This window comes from Methylobacter arcticus, assembly GCF_050917435.1.
Taxonomy (GTDB): Bacteria; Pseudomonadota; Gammaproteobacteria; order Methylococcales; family Methylomonadaceae; genus Methylobacter_A; species Methylobacter_A titanis.
Genome location: NZ_CP159583.1, coordinates 3,021,069 through 3,041,417 on the forward strand (window position 1 = coordinate 3,021,069; position 20,349 = coordinate 3,041,417).

The 20,349-nt window shown below is 43.4% G+C and carries 18 protein-coding genes and 1 tRNA gene; all 19 read right to left on the reverse strand.

What is annotated here, in order from left to right; genetic code table 11:
- Positions 1-10 precede the first annotated feature (10 nt).
- Entirely contained in the window at positions 11-2,428 is a 2,418-nt protein-coding gene (ppsA, locus tag ABXJ76_RS14335) for a phosphoenolpyruvate synthase (protein WP_432741411.1), read from the reverse strand.
- Positions 2,429-2,677: 249 nt separating this feature from the next.
- Entirely contained in the window at positions 2,678-3,406 is a 729-nt protein-coding gene (locus ABXJ76_RS14340; RefSeq protein WP_432741412.1) for an MBL fold metallo-hydrolase, read from the reverse strand.
- Positions 3,407-3,439: 33 nt separating this feature from the next.
- Positions 3,440-4,048 (reverse strand): chemotaxis protein, encoded by a 609-nt coding sequence (locus tag ABXJ76_RS14345; protein ID WP_340121227.1) that lies wholly within the window; start codon positions 4,046-4,048, stop codon positions 3,440-3,442.
- Between the two features lie 267 nt (positions 4,049-4,315).
- On the reverse strand, positions 4,316-5,410 hold the full coding sequence (locus ABXJ76_RS14350) for a protein-glutamate methylesterase/protein-glutamine glutaminase (protein ID WP_432741413.1): 1,095 nt from the start codon (positions 5,408-5,410) through the stop codon (positions 4,316-4,318).
- Positions 5,411-5,572: 162 nt separating this feature from the next.
- Entirely contained in the window at positions 5,573-5,992 is a 420-nt protein-coding gene (locus tag ABXJ76_RS14355; RefSeq protein WP_432741414.1) for a response regulator, read from the reverse strand.
- A 9-nt stretch (positions 5,993-6,001) separates the two neighbouring features.
- On the reverse strand, positions 6,002-6,640 hold the full coding sequence (cheD, locus tag ABXJ76_RS14360) for a chemoreceptor glutamine deamidase CheD (protein WP_432741415.1): 639 nt from the start codon (positions 6,638-6,640) through the stop codon (positions 6,002-6,004).
- 6 nt (positions 6,641-6,646) lie between these two features.
- Entirely contained in the window at positions 6,647-7,486 is an 840-nt protein-coding gene (locus tag ABXJ76_RS14365; RefSeq protein ID WP_432741416.1) for a CheR family methyltransferase, read from the reverse strand.
- A gap of 28 nt (positions 7,487-7,514) precedes the next feature.
- Positions 7,515-8,222, reverse strand: coding sequence for an STAS domain-containing protein (locus tag ABXJ76_RS14370; RefSeq protein ID WP_432741417.1), 708 nt, complete (start codon positions 8,220-8,222; stop codon positions 7,515-7,517).
- On the reverse strand, positions 8,209-8,976 hold the full coding sequence (locus ABXJ76_RS14375) for a ParA family protein (RefSeq protein WP_432741418.1): 768 nt from the start codon (positions 8,974-8,976) through the stop codon (positions 8,209-8,211). Before ABXJ76_RS14375 ends, ABXJ76_RS14370 begins: the two co-directional genes overlap by 14 nt.
- Positions 8,977-8,979: 3 nt before the next feature.
- On the reverse strand, positions 8,980-9,471 hold the full coding sequence (locus ABXJ76_RS14380) for a chemotaxis protein CheW (protein ID WP_432741419.1): 492 nt from the start codon (positions 9,469-9,471) through the stop codon (positions 8,980-8,982).
- A gap of 92 nt (positions 9,472-9,563) precedes the next feature.
- Entirely contained in the window at positions 9,564-11,912 is a 2,349-nt protein-coding gene (locus tag ABXJ76_RS14385) for a methyl-accepting chemotaxis protein (protein WP_432741420.1), read from the reverse strand.
- A 99-nt stretch (positions 11,913-12,011) separates the two neighbouring features.
- Positions 12,012-12,527: a chemotaxis protein CheW gene (locus ABXJ76_RS14390; protein WP_432741421.1), complete on the reverse strand. Its 516-nt coding sequence runs from the start codon at positions 12,525-12,527 to the stop codon at positions 12,012-12,014.
- Positions 12,528-12,555: 28 nt separating this feature from the next.
- Positions 12,556-14,667, reverse strand: a complete 2,112-nt coding sequence (locus ABXJ76_RS14395) for a chemotaxis protein CheA (protein ID WP_432741422.1) — start codon at positions 14,665-14,667, stop codon at positions 12,556-12,558.
- Between the two features lie 198 nt (positions 14,668-14,865).
- Positions 14,866-15,228, reverse strand: coding sequence for a response regulator (locus tag ABXJ76_RS14400; protein ID WP_432741423.1), 363 nt, complete (start codon positions 15,226-15,228; stop codon positions 14,866-14,868).
- 195 nt (positions 15,229-15,423) lie between these two features.
- A tRNA-Leu gene (locus ABXJ76_RS14405) sits at positions 15,424-15,508 on the reverse strand.
- A gap of 102 nt (positions 15,509-15,610) precedes the next feature.
- Positions 15,611-15,997: a preprotein translocase subunit SecG gene (secG, locus tag ABXJ76_RS14410; RefSeq protein ID WP_432741424.1), complete on the reverse strand. Its 387-nt coding sequence runs from the start codon at positions 15,995-15,997 to the stop codon at positions 15,611-15,613.
- Positions 15,998-16,015: 18 nt separating this feature from the next.
- Positions 16,016-16,762 (reverse strand): triose-phosphate isomerase, encoded by a 747-nt coding sequence (gene tpiA / locus ABXJ76_RS14415; protein WP_432741425.1) that lies wholly within the window; start codon positions 16,760-16,762, stop codon positions 16,016-16,018.
- Positions 16,763-16,817: 55 nt separating this feature from the next.
- Entirely contained in the window at positions 16,818-18,158 is a 1,341-nt protein-coding gene (glmM, locus tag ABXJ76_RS14420) for a phosphoglucosamine mutase (RefSeq protein ID WP_432741426.1), read from the reverse strand.
- Between the two features lie 131 nt (positions 18,159-18,289).
- Positions 18,290-20,212 carry an ATP-dependent zinc metalloprotease FtsH gene (ftsH, locus tag ABXJ76_RS14425; protein WP_432741427.1) on the reverse strand — a complete coding sequence of 641 codons (1,923 nt, stop codon included), beginning with the start codon at positions 20,210-20,212 and terminating at the stop codon, positions 18,290-18,292.
- Positions 20,213-20,349: the final 137 nt, after the last annotated feature.

Consider the following 20,349-nt stretch of genomic DNA (forward strand, 5'->3'; position numbering starts at 1 on the left):
AAGAACATTATTACAACTTCCGGTTTAATCGCCGTTCAGTTTCCAATACCAGCTGCGTAGTTTGTAACACGGTATCGGGATTCAAACTCATCGAGTCGATGCCGATTTCTACCAGAAATTCCGCCATCTCGGGATAGTCCGACGGCGCTTGGCCGCAAAGTCCGCAATGCTTACCGTTACGATGCGCACCTTCAACAGCAAGGCGTATCATTTCTTTAACACCGGGATCGCGTTCGTCAAAATCTTCGGCGATGATCGCGGAGTCGCGATCTACGCCCAAGGTAAGCTGGGTCAAATCATTGGAGCCGATAGAAAAGCCGTCGAAATACTCGGAAAAGGCGTCGATTTGAATGACGTTATTGGGAATCTCACACATCACGTAAATTTCCAGTCCCTGCTCGCCGCGCTTCAAACCCAACTGCACCATGTAGTCAAGGACACGTCGAGCTTCTTCTACGCGGCGACAAAACGGGATCATCAAGATAACATTGGCTAAGCCCATGTCCTCACGCACCCGTTTCATGGCTTTGCATTCCAGCGCAAAACCTTCTGCGTAAGCGGGATGGATGTAACGCGATGCGCCGCGAAAACCGATCATCGGATTGGCTTCGTCAAACTCAAACCAGCGTCCGCCGAGCAAGGTGGCGTATTCATTGGTTTTAAAATCCGACATCCGCACGACGACGGGCTTGGGATAAAACGCAGCGGCAATGGTGCCGACACCTTCCGATAGTTTCTGCACAAAGTAATCTTCAGCGCTGGCATAATTGCGCATTAACTGGCTTAGCTGTTCCCGCTCACCGGCGTCTTGCACTTTCTCCATGTGTATCAGCGCCATAGGATGCACCTTGATGTATTCGGTAATGATAAATTCCATCCGCGCCAAACCCACGCCGTCATTGGGCAGGAAGCTGGTCTTAAAGGCCAGTTCGGGATTGCCGATATTGAGCATGATATTGGTTTTTGGATGTTGCAGACCCGACAAGTCGGTGCTGTTAATATCGAAGTCGAGCAGGCCGGAATAGATTTTACCGACATCACCCTCGGCGCAGGATACGGTGACCGGGCTATTGTTTTTAATGAGGGTCGTGGCATTATCACAACCGACGACGGCGGGAACGCCCAATTCACGGGAGATAATCGCCGCGTGACAGGTGCGTCCGCCCCGGTTAGTGATTATCGCCGAAGCTATTTTCATCACCGGTTCCCAATCCGGCGTCGTCATATCGGCAACCAACACATCGCCCGCTTTAAAGGTGTTTAGCTGCTCGACATTATCGATAATCCGCGCATTACCCGTGGCAATCTTGCTGCCTACCGCATGGCCGGTGATAACCGGCTCGGCCTTTTCTTTAAGACGATATTGCTCCAAGACCATGCCGCTCAATTGGGAAACCACGGTTTCCGGGCGCGCTTGAACGATATACAGTGTGCCGTCAAGACCGTCTTTCGCCCATTCCATATCCATCGGTTTGGCCTGACCTGCTTTGGCGCTGTAATGTTTTTCTATTTTAATGGCGTAATCGGCCAGGGTTAAAACATCGGCATCGTTAAGACAAAAGCGATTGCGTTCTTCAGCAGAAGTCACAATATTGCGGGTAGATTCACCGGTGCGCCCGTCGCTGTAAACCATTTTTATTTTCTTCGCGCCCAAGGTACGTCTTAATACCGCCCGATGCCCCTGTTCAAAAGTGGGCTTATGCACATAAAACTCGTCGGGGTCTACCGCGCCTTGCACGACGTTTTCGCCCAGCCCGTAGGCGCCGGTAATAAACACCACATCCCTGAATCCCGATTCGGTATCCAGCGAAAACATCACGCCGCTGGCATCCAGGTCCGAGCGTACCATTTTCATAATGCCTATCGATAAGGCCAGCTTGAAATGGTCAAAGCCTTGGTCGACCCGGTAATGTATCGCGCGATCAGTGAACAGGCTGGCAAAACAGCGTTTGCAGGAATCCAGCAAGGCCTGATCTCCGCGTATATTGAGGAAAGTATCCTGTTGCCCGGCAAAACTGGCGGTCGGTAAATCTTCGGCGGTGGCGGAACTACGCACGGCAACGCTTAAATCATCGCCATACTGGTCTTTCAATTGCTTGAAGGCCGCGATAATTTGCTGCTCAAGGTCTTCAGGAAAACGTGCAGCGTAGATTATCTCCCTGGCTTTACGTGCGCGTTTGGCAAGATCGGCGACATCGTCAGGATTCAAGTCATCCAGTGCTTGATGCAGCGCCTCCCAGCTATGGGTGTGCTCCAGCACATAACGGTAAGCCTCGGCGGTTACGGCAAAACCGTTTGGAATTTGGATACCTTGCGTCGTTAATTCCCGGTACATCTCACCTAGCGAGGCATTCTTGCCGCCTACAAGAGGGACATCGTCAATGGTTAGTTCATTAAACCAACGGATATAGTTTGCTTGCTCTGCCATCATAACTCCTTAATAGAATGCTTATTTATTGATGCATCTAGGTTATTAATCAGCTTTTATTTTTTAACTCAATTCTTATAAAAATAACCGTAGCGTCTATATGTGACAATAGGTCACATTATCATTCTGCCTTGGCATTGCTAACATATCAATATGCGCTCTTACTTACCTTCTCTTGGTAAGGGGAGCCTAAATCTATTAGGTTCCCCTTTTTTTAAATTTTTGTTGACTTCAACAGGTTGAAATTGATTAAACGGCAATACCTACCTGTAATGCATCAAACCAGTCTAAAAAGCGTTTGACATCATCACCTTTAAACATCCGTCCATGCTGTGGAGCCAAAATATCTATATCCAAATTTCTTACCCGTTCAATCCAGACTCTCTTGGCCTGATTTGACGGCATCATTCGTTGATGCCAATGACGCATTTTTTCAACATGTGCGGTGAAATTATCAACAAACACGGGGGCATCGGGCGCTTCAAAAGCGGCTCCGATATCCCCTGTCATCAAAATTTTAGCCTGCGGGTCGTAGACATGAAAATTACCGGGCGAATGCAAATAATGGGCAGGAATGATCTGCAATTCCACAGAATCCAGTTTAATGGTTCCACCATTATCTGGAATAGGTACATATTCTATTGATTCACAGCTGTAATGCCGCAAGAAACCCTCCCAAATAGCCGGCGCATGAAGCTTGGCATTGGTTAACGCCTGGTCCCACAAACCCAGCGATGAGATCACGTCAGGATCCTGGTGCGAAGCGAACAGATCCGTTATTTGATCCACCGGGGCATGATGCAATACCGCTGCCATCATCGGCGCAAATAGCTCGGCACCACCTGGATCCAAAAGTAGGCATCGATCAGCCGTGCGCACCACATATTGGTTGGTATCGATTATATTAGCGGGTTTGCCTTCATCCCTTCCAAACATAATCCATTGGTGCGATCCTTCATAAATCTTGGTCATTTTCATAGAAAAACAATGCCCTCTGCTGTTAGCAGCTATTTAGTTATTGCGATAAATGGATAATGCAATTCTGCATCGCTGCACATTATCGTGAATAGTATGCGCAGCTTTATCTACACTTTCAGCAACGGCCTGCAAACTCTGTAAATATTCACCCGCCTGCGATGCTTCAATCCTTGAGTTTGCAGCGATAACCCGTGCGGCACGGGCATGATGCATCACCGCTTCAAGTTGCCCTAACAGTTGCGAGACATCCCGTTTAAACTGTCTCTGGCAATCTTGCATCGAAAGTCTTGCATTATCTAATGGCTCCTGCATCGTATTAGCATAAACAGCATCTCCAGCCATTTTTGCGGCCAACTCAAATTTATTATAAGCAGTCGTTTTTTGGAATTCATTGACCGTTAATCGATATAACACCAGTGCATGTATATTGATATCGGTAACCAATTCAATTGTTTCTTTAGCCAGCTCATTAATAAAGTCGGTAATCGGCTGAAACCCTTTCGCCTTATCTCCCGCCCTAAAGGCAATAGCCTTGGCATTGGCTGCTGCTAATGATATTTCCTTGGCCACCACCATGACCGCACTTAACTCCGAGGTAATGGAAGCTACCGCAACAAATTGTGATTTAGTCTGATTAGTCATATTTAATTAAACAGTGTAAAAAATAATATTTTTTTAAATTCTGTACATGGCGAAATACGCTCTTAGCCGGTTAGGATAAGTTTTGATGAAAATATACGCCCTATCAGTAAGATAATATCAAAGAACCTTATCAGCTTATTTTCTAGTTAACTTTGCTAATACTGCCAGGCTTAACTAACTGATGTTACCCAGGAAGACAAAAAATCAATGCATTACAAAGCAAAAAATAACCGTAAGTTGTTGATAATTCGCAGTCGGTGCGTAACATCAGTTAATTAAGCTTAAAACTTTACTCGAAACATTTTCTAACGGTACTACATAATCAGTACAACCTAACTTAAATGCAGCACCCGGCATACCCCAAACCACACTGGTTTGTTCATCCTGAATAACTGTTTTAGCACCCGCATCATGCATTTCTTTCATGCCCATGGCTCCGTCAGCGCCCATGCCTGTTAATAACACCGCAACGGCATTAGCCCCAGCGCATTGAGCAGCTGAACGAAACAGAACATCAACGGAAGGTTTATGTCGATTAACAGGCAATCCATCGCTCAACTGAATAATATATTTACCTCCGTCTCTAATCACCAGCATGTGCATGTCTCCAGGTGAAAGATAAATATTACCCGGCTCAATCGTCTGACCATGCTTGGGAATACACGCTGACATTTCCGTTACCAGGTCAACATGCCGGACAAATGATGCACTAAATGCAGCGGGTAAATGTTGGGTTATTAAAATAGGCGGGGTATTTGCCGGGAAGCCTTTAACAACCGCCTTAATGGCCTCCGTTCCTCCCGTTGAGGCGCCCAAAACAATTATCTTACTGGTGGAACTAATAGGCGTTTTTATCGGCGCGGCTTTAAGAATCACATCAACTGAGTGCTTTTCTGAAACATCAGAAACGGTTGCGACAGGACTTTTAGGCTTGATTGCTCTATTGTAAATATTGCCGACTTTAGCCTGGGCAGCACCGATAACTTTGGAAATAATTTCCTCGGCATACTCATTCAGCGTATTAACAACATCAACCTTGGGTTTAGCAATAAAATCGACCGCACCTAGCGCCAGAGCATTTAAAGTGGCCTCCGCACCATGTTCAGTCAGCGTAGAGATCATTACAACCGGTGTAGGCCTTAAGCGCATCAAGTTGCTTAAGAAGGTTATCCCGTCCATATGCGGCATTTCAATATCCAGCGTCAATACATCAGGATTTAATGCCTTAATCATCTCTCGGGCAATAAGAGGATCCGCTGCTGCACCGACAACTTCAATATCGGGTGACGAACTTAAAACTTCAGTCAATATTTTCCTAATTAATGCTGAATCATCAATAACCAATACGCGTATCTTACCCATAAGTCCACTCTAAAAGAAGTCCACCATCACCGTTAATAGGTGCATGTTTAATGTCGATTGTTACCACTTTATTTTAAGCGATTACATCATTACTGGAGTTCACGACATGCATACGTTTTTCCCTGCGCGCTACCGCTCCAGAATTTCTGATTGCAGACTTCATTATTCAAGCCTTCTAATATTAGCTTTTGACGCGACTATTACCTTAGTAATAATATCATCGGCATAGTCATTTAATGCGTTTTCTACATCCATTGTTGGTTTAGCTATAAAATCTACTGCACCCAACTCCAAAGCAGTTAACGTAACTTCAGCATTACTTTCTGTGAGCGCTGAAATCATCACAACAGGCATTGGCCTCAAACGCATCAAATTACGTAAAAAGGTTATTCCGTCCATACGCGGCATTTCAATATCCAAAGTCAATACATCAGGATTTAATGCCTTAATCATCTCTCGGGCAATAAGAGGATCTTCGGCAGCGCCAACTACTTCAATATCTGGAGACGAATTTAAAATCTCAGTCAGTACCTTTCTGATTAGCAATGAATCATCAATAATCAATACACGAATTTTACTCATTGTATACTCTTAAAAAAGCTCGACTTCACCTTCAACAGGTGAATTTTTAATCTCGTTAAAGTACTGCCGCTCTCTTCTTATAACGGTATCATTATGTAAGTCTTTGATTTTTTTCATTCCGACTTTACCTGTTTTAGGAAAGTAAATTATTTTCCTGGGATAAATATCACCCAAATCCTGGGATAAAAGAGCCAGCCCTTCTGTATCGATATACTCCAAGATAAAGTCAATATTTTTAAGACCGACATCAGTCAAGGTTGGAATGATTTTACCTCCGCCAAATACCTTAACTTCCAGGTTTTTTCTTTTACCACCATTACTGAGAATAGTATTAATTAAATGTTCCATGGCAAAATTCCCATAGCGGGTTGCATTGCCAACCACCGCCTCATTACCTTGTTTTAGCTTATCGGCTGTAGTTTCCGGCAACATAAAATGATTCATCCCGCCCACACCTGACACTTTGTCCCGAACACAGGCCGATATACAAGAACCTAATACCGTTGTAATCAATTCATCTTCCTGAGTGACATAATACTCACCCGGCAAAATCTTTGCCGCAATCACACCGTGGTCTTTATCCATATATCGGTTAATGTGATCAAAGCCGTCTATGGAGGGTAGACCAACATCTTTACTACTATTCATGAATGTTCACGTCTTTTTCCGGTAACTGGTACACGCAACCAACTCAAATTCATTTGAAAGTTGGTTTAATGACTCTGAATGTCCAATAAATAACCATGACCGACTAGACAACATTTGAGCATATCTTTTCGCGAGTGAGATCTTGGTTTCACGATCAAAGTATATAAGAACATTACGACAAAAAATAAAGTCAAAATGACACTTCATCGGCCAATCCTGCATTAAATTTAATTTTTTAAACTGAATAATTTGTTGTAATTGATGTCTTACTTTAACTTGACCTGACTGCGATGATTTACCCCGCATAAACCAACGCTTAAGCATCTCTTCTGACAAATCACTGACACGATCTTCGGTATAAACGCCATCCGAGGCTGTTTGTAAAACATGGGTATCCAAATCAGTTGCTAAAATTTTAATATCCCAGTCACCGGGTACATTTTCCAACAAGGTAATCGCTAAAGAATAAGACTCTTCGCCCGTAGAACAACCGGCGGACCACACCCTGATTTGTCGTGAGGCTTTATTTCTGATCAAAATTTCTGGAATAACAACATCACGGACATAATCGAAATGATGTATTTCTCTAAAAAAGGCGGTTAAATTGGTTGTTATGGCGTTGATAAATTCAGTAAACTCGTGATCCGGATAATCTTTAAGGTACTGGCAATAGGCTTCAAAGTCCGCTAATCCAAGCTTTCTTACCCGCTTGGATAATCTGGAATAAAACATATCAAATCTTTCATCAGGAACCTGGATACCTGAATGCTCATTAGACAACTTTCTTAAAAAATTAAAATCATCAGCTGTGAATTTAAATTCGCGATCCTTCTCAACAATAGCCATTTCTAATCCCTTCCCCGTCCATCAAAAGTCACAGGTCATGAACATCAAGCACATCCAGCAAACCCAACAACTGCGCAGACTCAATAAATCGAGGGGATGGATAAATAATAGTGACTTTCTTTTGCAACTTATCTGCATTTTTTTTCAATGAAACCAGTAGCTGCAAAGTAGCCGTATCGATTGACGATACGTCAGATGCATTTATTTCGATTTCATCATGTACAGCCAAGATATTCTTCAGTTGTTCGTGCAACTTGGCGACATTTTGAATAGTCAAGGTAGCGTCTAAATCAATTTGTGAATCCGGCTCTTCTGGCGAAAAATTCTCGGCAACTGCTCCCTGCGTTGCTCTACCTCCTGCATCCATGCAGTCGTCGGCAACTGCTCCTGCGTCGCCTAAAGCGCCTACTGTTGGTGCTCTACCTCCTGCATCCATGCAATCGTCGGCAACTGCTTCAGCCATGATGGCACTATCGCTTGCGCTCTCAGTTTCATCTATCATTACTTTATCTTGTTCAGTCGCTAAAGCCATACCTTCTTCGGCATCTTCTATCAAATCATCTGAATAATCATCGGTCATGCTCATTTCATTATCAATGAATGGCTGCTCTTCCAATGAAGTGTCGTCACCGCCACAATATTCATTAGCAATTATTTCTTCATTTTTATCAGTGCTGGCCTCCATCCACGCTAAAGGATCGTAGCCGATTAAATCATTTTCTTCAGTTGTTGCCATACATCACCTTGTCTTCAAGAAAATCATGAGCAAGACTACGAAAATCCCTTGCTGAACGACTTTTTGGACTATATTCTAAAATGGTTTTACCAAAGCTGGGACATTCTGCAAGTAATGCCGTTTCTCTGATCACTGTCGCTAATATTTGTTCGGGAAAATGCGTAAGCAGAACATTTAACACCTGTCTCGATATTCGTCTATCTGGCGAATATCGAGACATCACTAATAATGTTTTGTATTTCCTTTTCAACGCTTTTTCAAATCTCTTAATCGTACCCATTAAATGAGATAATCCTTGTAGCGCCAGGAAATCACTGGACATAGGAATCAAAATTTCGTCAGCTGCAATTAATGCATTCGCAACCAGTAATCCTGAAGACGGTGGACAATCAATAAACACAAAGTCCTGATCATTAAGACATCCATGCAAGGCGTCTTTTAATAAAACACCACGAGGCGAATGATTGCCCGCTAGATACTCAATATCCTTAAGTTTGGATCCTGACGCAATGAGTTGTAAATTTTCCCTGACGAAAATAATCTGTTGCTGAATCCCTTTCTGTTTAAGCATAGCTTCATCAATACCGCCAAGCCCTTGCGCAGTAATGCCTAAAGAAACGGCTAAATGGCCTTGTGGATCAAGATCAATAACGGTGACTTTTAACCCCGATTCTGCAATGGCATGACATAAATTTACAGTAGTTGTCGTTTTTCCAACTCCACCTTTCTGATTAATTATTGCAACAATTCTCACCTGTCACACCAAACTTTCAATTCCCTCAACCTCATCGGGATTGAGCAATTTATCAACGTCCAAGAGCATAATCATTTTTTTCTTATACACATGCATACCTCGCATGTAGCGAGTATCGATTTTCGAACCAAAATTTGGGGCTTTTTTGACATCTTCCAAATTAATATCCAGTACATCAGAAACCGCATCAGCGACTATGCCCATGACAAACTGGTTTGGACCGTTTTCGACACAAAGTACAATAACGACCGTTTTAGCGGAATATTCGCAACGTTCCAGAGAAAACCGTTCCCGTAAATCTATGATAGGCACAACGGAACCGCGTAAATTCAATACGCCTTTAACAAAAGCCGGTGTATTCGGTATCACGCGAACCGCTTCCCAGCCACGAATCTCTTGTACTTTTAAAATCTCAACGCCATACGCTTCATCTGCAAGTTGAAAGGTGAGAAATTGCTCTACCCGACTATTATTTGACTGCTCATCTGTTGTCATTGTTATAGTTTCCTGTCGATTATAGGGTTAGATGAGGTAAAAGATTCAGGGCGCGCAATTTAAAAAACCTGAATTACGCCCTAGAGCCTTGATTAAAACTCTTCCCATTCATCGCTGCTATCTATTTTTGGCTTACTCGCTGGCAAAGCAGCAGGAGCCACCGCTTTTTTTGTCGGCGCCCTTACGGGTGCCACTGGTACCCTATTACTGAGCGCAACCGGCCTAGCCGCTGCCGATCCGTTTTTTGAATTAACCCTAAAGAAGCTAAGCAACTGGGTCATATGGGTAGACTGCTCACTCATCGCAATACTCCCTGCTGCAGCCTGTTCTGCCAAAGCCGCATTTTGCTGAGTAATATCGTCCATTTGAGAAACTGCTTGATTGACTTGTTCGATACCCGCTGATTGCTCTGAACTGGCACTGGCGATGTGTGCAACAATATCGCCGACTTTGGTAACACTTTCGACAATTTCAGTTAGCGCTATGCCTGTTTCATTGACGAATGCTGTTCCGGCACGAACTTTCTGCACGCTGTTCTGGATAAGTTCATTACTTTGCTGTGCGGCGGTTGCACTCCGTTGCGCCAGGTTACGCACTTCGGTTGCAACAACAGAGAATCCACGCCCCTGCTCTCCAGCCCTGGCCGCTTCTACAGACGCGTTGAGTGCCAACAGATTAGTTTGAAAGGCAATTTCATCAATTACGCCAATAATTTCCGCGATTTTATTACTGCTTTCATTAATTTCCTGCATTGCAGCAATAGCTAATTTCACTACGCCGCCGCCTTTTTGAGCTAATTGGCTTGCTGAATTAACAACCTCAGTCGCTTGAACCGTATTCTGCGCATTATTTTTTACGGTACTGGCTAGCTCTTCCATACTGGCGGCCGTTTCTTCTAAACTGGCCGCCTGCTGTTCGGCTCGATGTGACAGATTATTATTACCGCTGGCCATTTCCTGCGATGAACTGTCTATAAAATCAGCTGCATCTCTGATTTGAATGATAAAGTTACTAAGCTTTGCCAAAGTACTATTAATATTATTCTTGCACTCAGCGTAGACCCCTTGATATTCGTTGGTAATGGCAGTGGTTAAGTCACCTTCAGCCATGTTTTCCATGACCCTGTTAACGTCACTAAAGACACTTTCAATGACATCTGTTAATTCATTGATGCCGGCAGATAGTGTTTTAGTAAATCCCTCTTTGTCAGTTAATTTTATACGCGCACTCAAGTTACCGGCTTTAACGCCCTGCACCAATTGATCGATTTCTTGCTCAACTAAAACTTCATGGGTTCTATCCTGCCATTCAGCAACATACCCAATACGTTCGCCAGCATCGCTATTAACGGGGCTAGCGATAAGATTCATATAATGACCGGCGATTAAGAGTTGCGACGTCTGGGGTTCCTGTAGTTTTTCCAATAGCCCACGTTGAAAAGCAGGGTTCTTATGATATAGGTCGATACTGGACCCCATCAATTTATCGGCTGAAAAATCAGGTAACTGTTTGCGAATATCACTTTCTGCCTTACTGAATATCTTCTGAACACTATCGTTCATGTAAATAATTTCAAAATTCTTATTCGCTACCATGACACCGGATTGAACATTATCCAGAGCTTGTGTAATCCGTTTGGATTCTGCGAGACCTTGCTTGAAATCGGCCAGATCGACACCCAACTTGACTTCCATGCAATACAAGCCACGCAAAAAATCGCCCAGCTGATCTTCTCGCTTCAAATTCACTTTATTGCCGAAACTTCCGCTGCTCAGCCGATAACAAATAGTGATTGCCGTTTCCAGCGTATCGGTTATGACCCGAGTCATATTAATACTGAGTGCCGATGCCACCATGGCAACCAAAGCAACGCCCGCTAACAAGACGTATTCCTGCGCCAGGAATAATCGATACATCAGCAAAAATATAGGCCCTAAAAAAGCCGTCACTACAAAAGCATTTTTTTTCGCTAAAGCTATTTCGCTAATAGCTTTAGTTATCGAAGCTAAACCAGTAGGGTTTAATTTTACTTCGCCGGCGCTGAGTTTTTTGTACAACTGCTCCGTAGCCGGAATCAGATCACGCTTTGGCGGGTGCCGGACGGAAAGATATTCATAGACTTTCCCGTCTTTAAATAACGGCATGGCATTGGCCTCGACCCAATAATGATCGCCGTTTTTGCACCTGTTTTTTACCATGCCTTGCCAGGGTCTAAGCTGTTTTAAGGTTTTCCATAAATCCTCATAAGCCGCTGCTGGCATGTCCGGATGACGGACAATATTATGTTCCTGTCCTATCAACTCATCACGGGTAAATCCGCTGGTTTCAACAAATGCATCATTGACGTAGGTAATACGTCCCATCAAGTCGCTTCGTGAAACCAGGATTGATCCTTTTTTCAGAATAACCTCATTATTGGTTATCGGCATATTAATTTTCACGCTACGCTACCTCTTAACATCTCACAAACCTTGCCAAATTCATTAATATTATTGCCTAAAAGGATGTAAGTACGAAGCGTGATCGGAATACGGAAGGCTTTAGTTTTCATCCTGGTCCAACTCTTCTAGTTTCAGTAATTTGTCTACATCAAGCAGCATTACCATGCGCTCATTAACCGATACCAGTCCGTTAATGAATTCGTTACTAACTTTAGCCCCAAAGTCTGGAGCGCCTTGAATTTCGGTCTTATCCACACTAATCACGTCAGAAACCGAGTCAACAACAACGCCCATTATGCGTGCCTTGTTGCTGTCGCCAGTTTGCAACACCACAACTACCGTTAACGGAGTATATTCAGCTTTACTTAAATTAAACCTTTCTCTCAAATCAAGAATCGGCACAATGGAACCACGTAAATTAACCACACCTTTTTCATAATAAGGAACATTAGGTATTCTGGAAACAGGTTCCCAACTTCGTATTTCCTGTACCCGAAGGATATCAACCCCATATTCTTCTTGGCCTAAAGCAAAACTCAAATATTGCACTGCATTATCCAGGTTTTTACTGTAGTGATATTGGTCAATATCTTTATTTTCAGCTTGTTGTGCCATATCTGATTTTATCTATTTGTGCTTTATATTAGCGAATTGAAAAACGCACCAAGCCTGGGACATCGAGAATCAGTGCAACAGAACCATCACCCAAAATAGTTGCACCTGAAACACCTTCCACCCGCCGATAATTTGCTTCCAATGATTTAATAACAACCTGTTGTTGACCCAATAACTCGTCTACCAGTAAGCAACACAGCTCGCCTTGGCCCTCAACGACTACAAGGACACCCTCTTTCGACTTTGTTGGGTTGCCCGAATGAACATTAAAAATTCCGCGCATTCTAATTACAGGTAAATACTCATTGCGCAAGCGAAAGGTTTCTCCTTTTCCCGCAACTTTATTTAACATTTTTTCGGTAATATTAATTGATTCAATAATTGATACTAATGGCACAATATAAGTTTCACCTCCCACCGCAACAGACTGACCGTCAAGGATTGCCAGCGTTAACGGTAAATGAATTGCTATTGTTGTCCCTTTGCCCAACTCAGATATGATTTCTATATTGCCACCGAGTGACTGAATATTTCTTCTAACGACATCCATACCCACACCGCGACCGGAAATATCAGTGAGTTGTTCAGCTGTAGAAAACCCCGGCATAAAGATCAGTTCAAATATCTGCTTTTCGGTAAGAAGATTACTTTCTTCAATTAAGCCTTTTTCTATGGCCTTTGCCAACAGCTTATCTTTATCCAATCCGCGACCATCATCAATAATTTCTATGACAATGTGACCACCGCGATGATACGCCTTCAGTTCGATGGTTCCCGTTTCCGGTTTACCTGCCGCGACCCGATCCGCAGGCATTTCTATACCGTGATCAAGACTATTCCTAATCAAATGGACTAAGGGATCATTAATTAGCTCAACGACGGCCTTATCAACCTCGGTATTTTCTCCGACCAGTTTCAGTGCAATTTTTTTATCTAATTTACCGCTGATATCATGTACTAGCCGTGGAAATCGGCTAAAAACAAAACTGATCGGTAGCATCCGAATGTTCATGACGCTTTGCTGTAGATCGCGAGTATGCCGTTCTAACTGGGCAAGTCCTCTTTTAAGCTGCCCCACCTTATCCATGGTAAAGTTTTCACCGACTAACCCCAACATAGACTGCGTGATTACTACTTCGCCAACCATATTGATTAAAGTATCGATTTTATCCGTATCCACCCGAATCGAACTGGCTTTTACCGTGGTTTTTGCGGCTTCATTATCAGTATCCTGCGTATCCGATTTTTTGGTTTCTTCAACACCCTTAGGTTTGACCTCAACGGGCTTTGGGTCTGGATTATTAGATATGATTACTGGGGCAGGTTCAGGATCGGCTTTTTTTACAACGGGGAGGAGTGGCTTTACGGCTTTGGCAAACGGCTGAATTTCTATTTCACAATCGCCTTCAACCCAATTAAATATTTCCCTAATGTCATCCTCGGAAATATCTCCGGCAACGTTTAAATCCCAAGAAATATTACATTCCTCTGGATCTAATTCATAAAAATCGGGAACATCCTGAATATTAGCCATGGTTGTTAATTCACCTAGCTCATTCAATTCACGAAACAGCCTGACAGGATCATTACCCGTTTTAAGCAAATCCAAATAGGGGCAAAAAGCTATTTTCCAGCCCTGTCCTGCTAATTCAACGGATTTTTCTTCAATAATATCAGGAGCAATATTGACAACAGCCGCTACATTTGCCGATTTCCGTTCAACTGGAGAAGCGGGTTCTTCGGCGATCGAACCGCCATTAAGCACAATTTCCAAAGCCGTTTTATGCGTTGCTACGCTGACATCGTTAACAATCTGTTCATTTTGTATAGCCGTCAACATCTCCCTAAGGCAGTCAACAGAACCAAGCAAAACATCTACTGCAGGCTGGGTTACCTGCCTACGCCCATCCCGCATCTCATCGAGCAGGGTTTCCATAATATGGGTGTAATCGGCAACAACAGCAAACCCAAAAGTTCCACTGCCGCCCTTTATTGAATGTGCCCCCCTGAAAATGGTATTGATTATTTCCGAATCAATAGCCCCCATATCGAGAGTTAACAATCCTGACTCCATTGCTTCAAGACCTTCGAAACACTCTTCAAAAAAGACCTGATGGAATTGTGACATATCAATAGACATAGACTTACCTGTATGCGCCTAAATTCATTTAAACAAGGTTAAAAATTAACCCAAAAACTTTCTTTAGTGATACCTATCTGGATAAACACTTAAACTCTTCATCTAAACACTCAGCATAAAACCGCATGGGACTAACATAGTCTAATAGACATAGAGTTCCCTGCACGCACTTAATACGCTCAGATATGATAGTACCGATCAGCCTAAAACTTTTAGTAATGTTTTTAATAATTGATCAGGATTGAACGGCTTAACCATCCATCCTGTTGCGCCGGCAGCTTTACCTTCTTGCTTCTTTTCGATGCCTGACTCAGTCGTCAGCATCAGCATTGGAATAAATTTATAATCAGGGAGTGCTCTCAAGTCTCTAATTAACGTGATCCCGTCTTTATTTGGCATATTAACATCGGTTACTACGCAATCGAATCTCCTAGCCTGTGCTTTTTCTAAAGCATCGACCCCATCCACTGCCTCTTCGACATCGTATCCAGCAGCTCTTAAAGTAAATGAAACCATTTTTCTCATTGAAGCTGAATCGTCAACTGCAAGAATACTTGCCATTGTTTTCTCCATTAATCTCTAATTTACAAAGCAAAACCCTGTACGAATATTACAGCACTCTACGTATAATTTTTTAATATGACCTAATTATTTTGCTGTATCGCACTTCTATTCTAGAAACTTAAATTTATGTATTTTTCGTTGTAGCAAATAAAAAAACACCCCACTAGAGAAGACCCCTAGCAGGGTATATATTGGTGCCGATGGCCGGATTTGAACCGGCACAACTTTCGTTACCACCCCCTCAAGATGGCGTGTCTACCAATTTCACCACATCGGCTAAAACTTGATCGTAAAAATACTATTTAATACATAATTGTTTTATTATTTGCAAAATATCTTTTCTTATATTTTAAATAGTATTTATTACTTTTTTAACTGCTTACTCGGTTACAGGAGCTGCAACAGGCACTTCTTTGGATTCGACGTCAGGCACGGGGGAGGTATCGACCACACCTTTTGCACCACCTACATCAGGAATACCAAGTGTATCCAGTTCTTCAACCTTGGGGGTGTTCATTAGGTCATAAGCAGCACCCTGCTTACCGTTCAAAACCGCAAGCCCCAAACTGGTCATAAAAAACAAAGTGGCTAGAATTGCCGTAGCTCGAGACAAAAACGATGCCGCCCCCTGAGCTCCAAAAACAGAACCCGAAGAACCCGTGCCAAAAGCAGCGCCTGCATCAGCACCCTTGCCTTGTTGCATTAATACCAAGCCAACAACTCCTAAACCCAACAGCACATGAACAACAATAATTACCTGATACATAATAAAGTTTAAATTACTCTAAATTGAATGATAAATCTTCAAAAAGGATTCCGCATCCAACGAAGCCCCACCGATTAAACCGCCGTCAATGTCCGGCATAGCAAACAAGCCTTTTGCATTATCCGGTTTAGCACTACCGCCATATAAAATCTGTATTTTATCGGCAATGGCCTGATCTTTAGCAGCAATAGACTGCCTTATGTACCGATGAACTTCCTGAGCCTGGTCATCAGTTGCCGTTTTTCCTGTGCCTATGGCCCATACAGGCTCATAAGCAATCACTGCCGCACTAAAAGCAGCAATACCTGCCAAATTAATCACAGCATCAAGCTGAGCATCAATCACCGCAAACGTCTGATCTTGTTCGCGTTGCTCCAACGTTTCACCAACGCAGAGAACAGGAATGATATTGTGCTCTTGTGCCTGACAAAACCGTGCGGCTACCGATTCGTTAGTATCGCCGTAATAGCTGCGTCTTTCTGAATGCCCTACAAGGGCATACTTGCAATTGAATTCACTTAACATCGCCGCTGAAATTTCACCGGTAAATGCGCCTGAAGGTTTATCTCCAACGTTTTGCGCACCCAATGCCAACGAGGTGCTTTTTACCAATTCACTTACTTTCGGTATATGCACGTAAGGCACGCATATAGCAATATCCGCGCCATTTTCTCCTAATCCGGCAATGATACCATTTACAAGTAACTCAGCACTGGCAAGAGTTCCATTCATCTTCCAATTTCCTACAACTAGAGACCGACGCATCACTACTCCTCACATAGAATCAAATCGCTTATGATATATATTAATAGCGCCTAATTCAAGCTCCTATTGATTTCTTAACCTCATCCGCTATTTGTTGCGCGTAATTTCTAACCAAATACTCCTGCTGACCCTCTACCATTACACGAATTAATGGCTCTGTTCCCGAAGCTCTAAGCAACACCCGGCCACTATCTCCGAGCTTTTTCTCGACGGCTTTCACGGCTTTTTGTATACCATCATCCTGATCCGGATTTATTTTCTTGCTTGTTTTTACGTTCACCAAAACTTGCGGATATTTTTGCATACCGGATTTCAATTCATGTAAGGTTTTACCTGTACATTGCATTTCAGCCATGATCTGCAAGGCGGCAATAATACCATCCCCGGTTGTTGTTCTATCCAGACAAATAATATGACCGGAATTTTCACCGCCTAAGATTCCTTTATGCTCAGTCAACATTTCCATAACATACCGATCACCAACATTTGCCCTAAGCAGATTGATCCCCAACTTTTTCAGGCCGTGCTCCATGCCCAGATTCGTCATTAACGTGCCTACGACAGGTCCGGACATCTGCCCTGCATCCAGTCTCGCTTTAGCAATAATATAAATAAGCTCGTCACCATCAACAATTTCACCTTTGTGATCGACCATTACCAATCGATCGCCATCGCCATCCAGAGCAATGCCAAAATCTGCTCGGTAAGCTAGAACTGTTTCCGCCAACTTCTCTGGCTTAGTTGCACCGCATTCGTCATTAATATTAAGGCCGTCCGGCTCTGCACCTATCGTAACAACTTCAGCACCCACCTCACTAAACACATGGGGAGCGATGTGATAAGTTGCTCCATGAGCACAATCTAGTATTATCCTCATGCCGCTAAAATCAAGTCGAGTCGGCACACTAGCCTTACAAAACTCAATATATCGACCAGCAGCATCAACCAACCGTTTCGCCTTACCCAATTTTGCCGACTCTACCGTAGTCATCGGCGAGTCAAGATGCCGTTCTATTTTCTGCTCTATCTCATCGGGCAGTTTCGTTCCCTGCACAGAGAAAAATTTAACCCCATTATCATAATAAGGATTGTGAGAGGCGCTAATGACAATGCCCGCTTGCGCCCTTAAAGTACGAGTTAAGTAAGCTATACCCGGTGTTGGCATGGGACCCAACAAACGAGTATCAACACCTGCAGCAGTTAACCCTGCCTCCAATGCCGACTCAAACATATAACCCGAAATACGCGTATCTTTACCAACTAGAACAAAACCATTGCCTTCGCTTGCAAACACTCGCCCAGCAGCCCAACCTAGCTTCAGAAAAAAATCTGCTGTTATTGGATGCTCTCCGACCCTACCCCTAATACCATCTGTTCCAAAATATTTTTTTGTCATGATTCTAAAGCCTAAAAACAGGTAAAAACTAAAGACAAAAACCGATTATTTGCGTCTTTTGCCGTTTAAAATTACATACAAAAAAAAGGAGAGGCATTACGCCTCTCCTTTAGTGTCAACTATGAATACTATTAGCTTTGCTCGGCGGTGCCGCCAATTGACTTCTCATTTTTCACGCCCCCCTTACTTTTAATATCATCCGTTATTACTTCACCATGAGAAGGCGGCTTATCATCCCATCCATGAGGATCCCTAACCGGCTTACGAGCCATCAAATCCTCAATTTGAAACTTATCGATGGTCTCATACTTCATCAACGCCTCCGCCATAGCATGAAGAATATCTAGATTTTCTTTCAGAATCACTTCGGCACGCTCGTAATTCCGATCAATGAAAGAACGAATTTCTTCATCAATGGTATGAGAGGTCTCTTCGGCAACTGTTTTATGCTGCGTCACTGAACGCCCCAGAAAAACCTCGCCTTCTTCTTCGCTATAGGACAATGGTCCCAGACGCTGAGAAAAACCCCATTTAGTCACCATATTTCTAGCCAACTCAGTGGCTCGCTCAATATCATTGGATGCGCCGGTACTAACTTGCTCCCGGCCGAAAATCACTTCTTCAGCGATACGACCACCGTACAAACTGGAAATCATACTGTCTAACTTTTGCTTGCTGGCACTGTACTGATCCCGTTCTGGCAAAAACATAGTAACACCCAGTGCACGGCCCCTAGGCATAATACTAACTTTGTAGACAGGATCATGTTCAGGAACCAGCTTGCCAACTATCGCATGTCCTGCTTCATGATAAGCAGTCATTTTCTTTTCTTTCTGGTTCATAACCATAGAGGTTCTTTCAACACCCATGATCAACTTATCCTTGGCTTTTTCCAAGTCTGCCATACTGACAACACGTTTATTCATTCTTGCGGCGAATAAAGCGGCTTCATTGATCAAATTAGCCAAATCGGCTCCAGAAAATCCCGGAGTACCTTGCGCTATATATTTAACCTCAACATCATCAGCAATAGGCACTTTTTTAATATGCACTGCAAGAATCTGCTCACGCCCCCTGACATCTGGCAGGCCTACTGTTACCTGACGATCAAACCGGCCTGGACGCAACAAAGCCTTATCCAATACATCTGCACGGTTTGTAGCGGCAATGACAATAATACCTTCGTTACCTTCAAAACCATCCATCTCGACCAGCAATTGGTTTAGAGTTTGCTCGCGTTCGTCATTGCCACCACCCAAACCGGCGCCGCGCTGACGACCAACAGCATCTATTTCATCAATAAAAATAATGCAGGGTGCATGTTTTTTGGCTTGCTCAAACATATCCCGAACACGGGATGCACCGACACCGACAAACATTTCAACAAAATCCGAACCGGAAATGGTGAAGAACGGGACTTTAGCCTCACCGGCAATTGCCCGGGCCAACAAAGTCTTTCCTGTTCCCGGAGGACCAATCATCAATGCCCCGCGAGGAATTTTTCCGCCTAATTTCTGATATTTCGCTGGATCTTTAAGGTAATCGACCATTTCAACGACTTCTTCTTTAGCCTCATCACAGCCGGCTACATCGGCAAAAGTAACCTTAATCTGATCTTCTTCAAGCATACGGGCCTTGCTTTTACCAAAATTCATTGCACCGCGACCGCCACCGCCACCGCCCTGCATTTGCCGCATGAAGAAAACCCATACTGCAATCAGCAGCAACATCGGCCCAAAAGAAACCAGCAACTGCATTAACATAGAAGGCTGCTCAGGCGGAACCGCCTTGATTTCTACACCATTTGCCAGTAGATCATCGACTAAATGGGGATCTGAAGGCGCATAGGTCTTAAATATTTGACCATCCTGCATCTTGCCTTTGACGATATTATCTTCGATCACTACCTGTTGAACTTGACCCGATTTAACCGAATCAATAAATTGCGAATAAGATATCGACGAATCAGCCCTGCTATTTTGCGGGCCAAAATTATTAAAGACGGACATCAATACCACTGCAATGACGACCCATAGAATTATATTTTTCATCATATCGTTCAATTTACACACCCCGGGCCTGAACGGCTCTCGATTTAAAAACTGACTAATTATATCAGGAGTTAACTTTCCTGACCGTCGTTATTTATTTGGAACTTATCTCCACGTGAAAAATACAACTTCATCATACT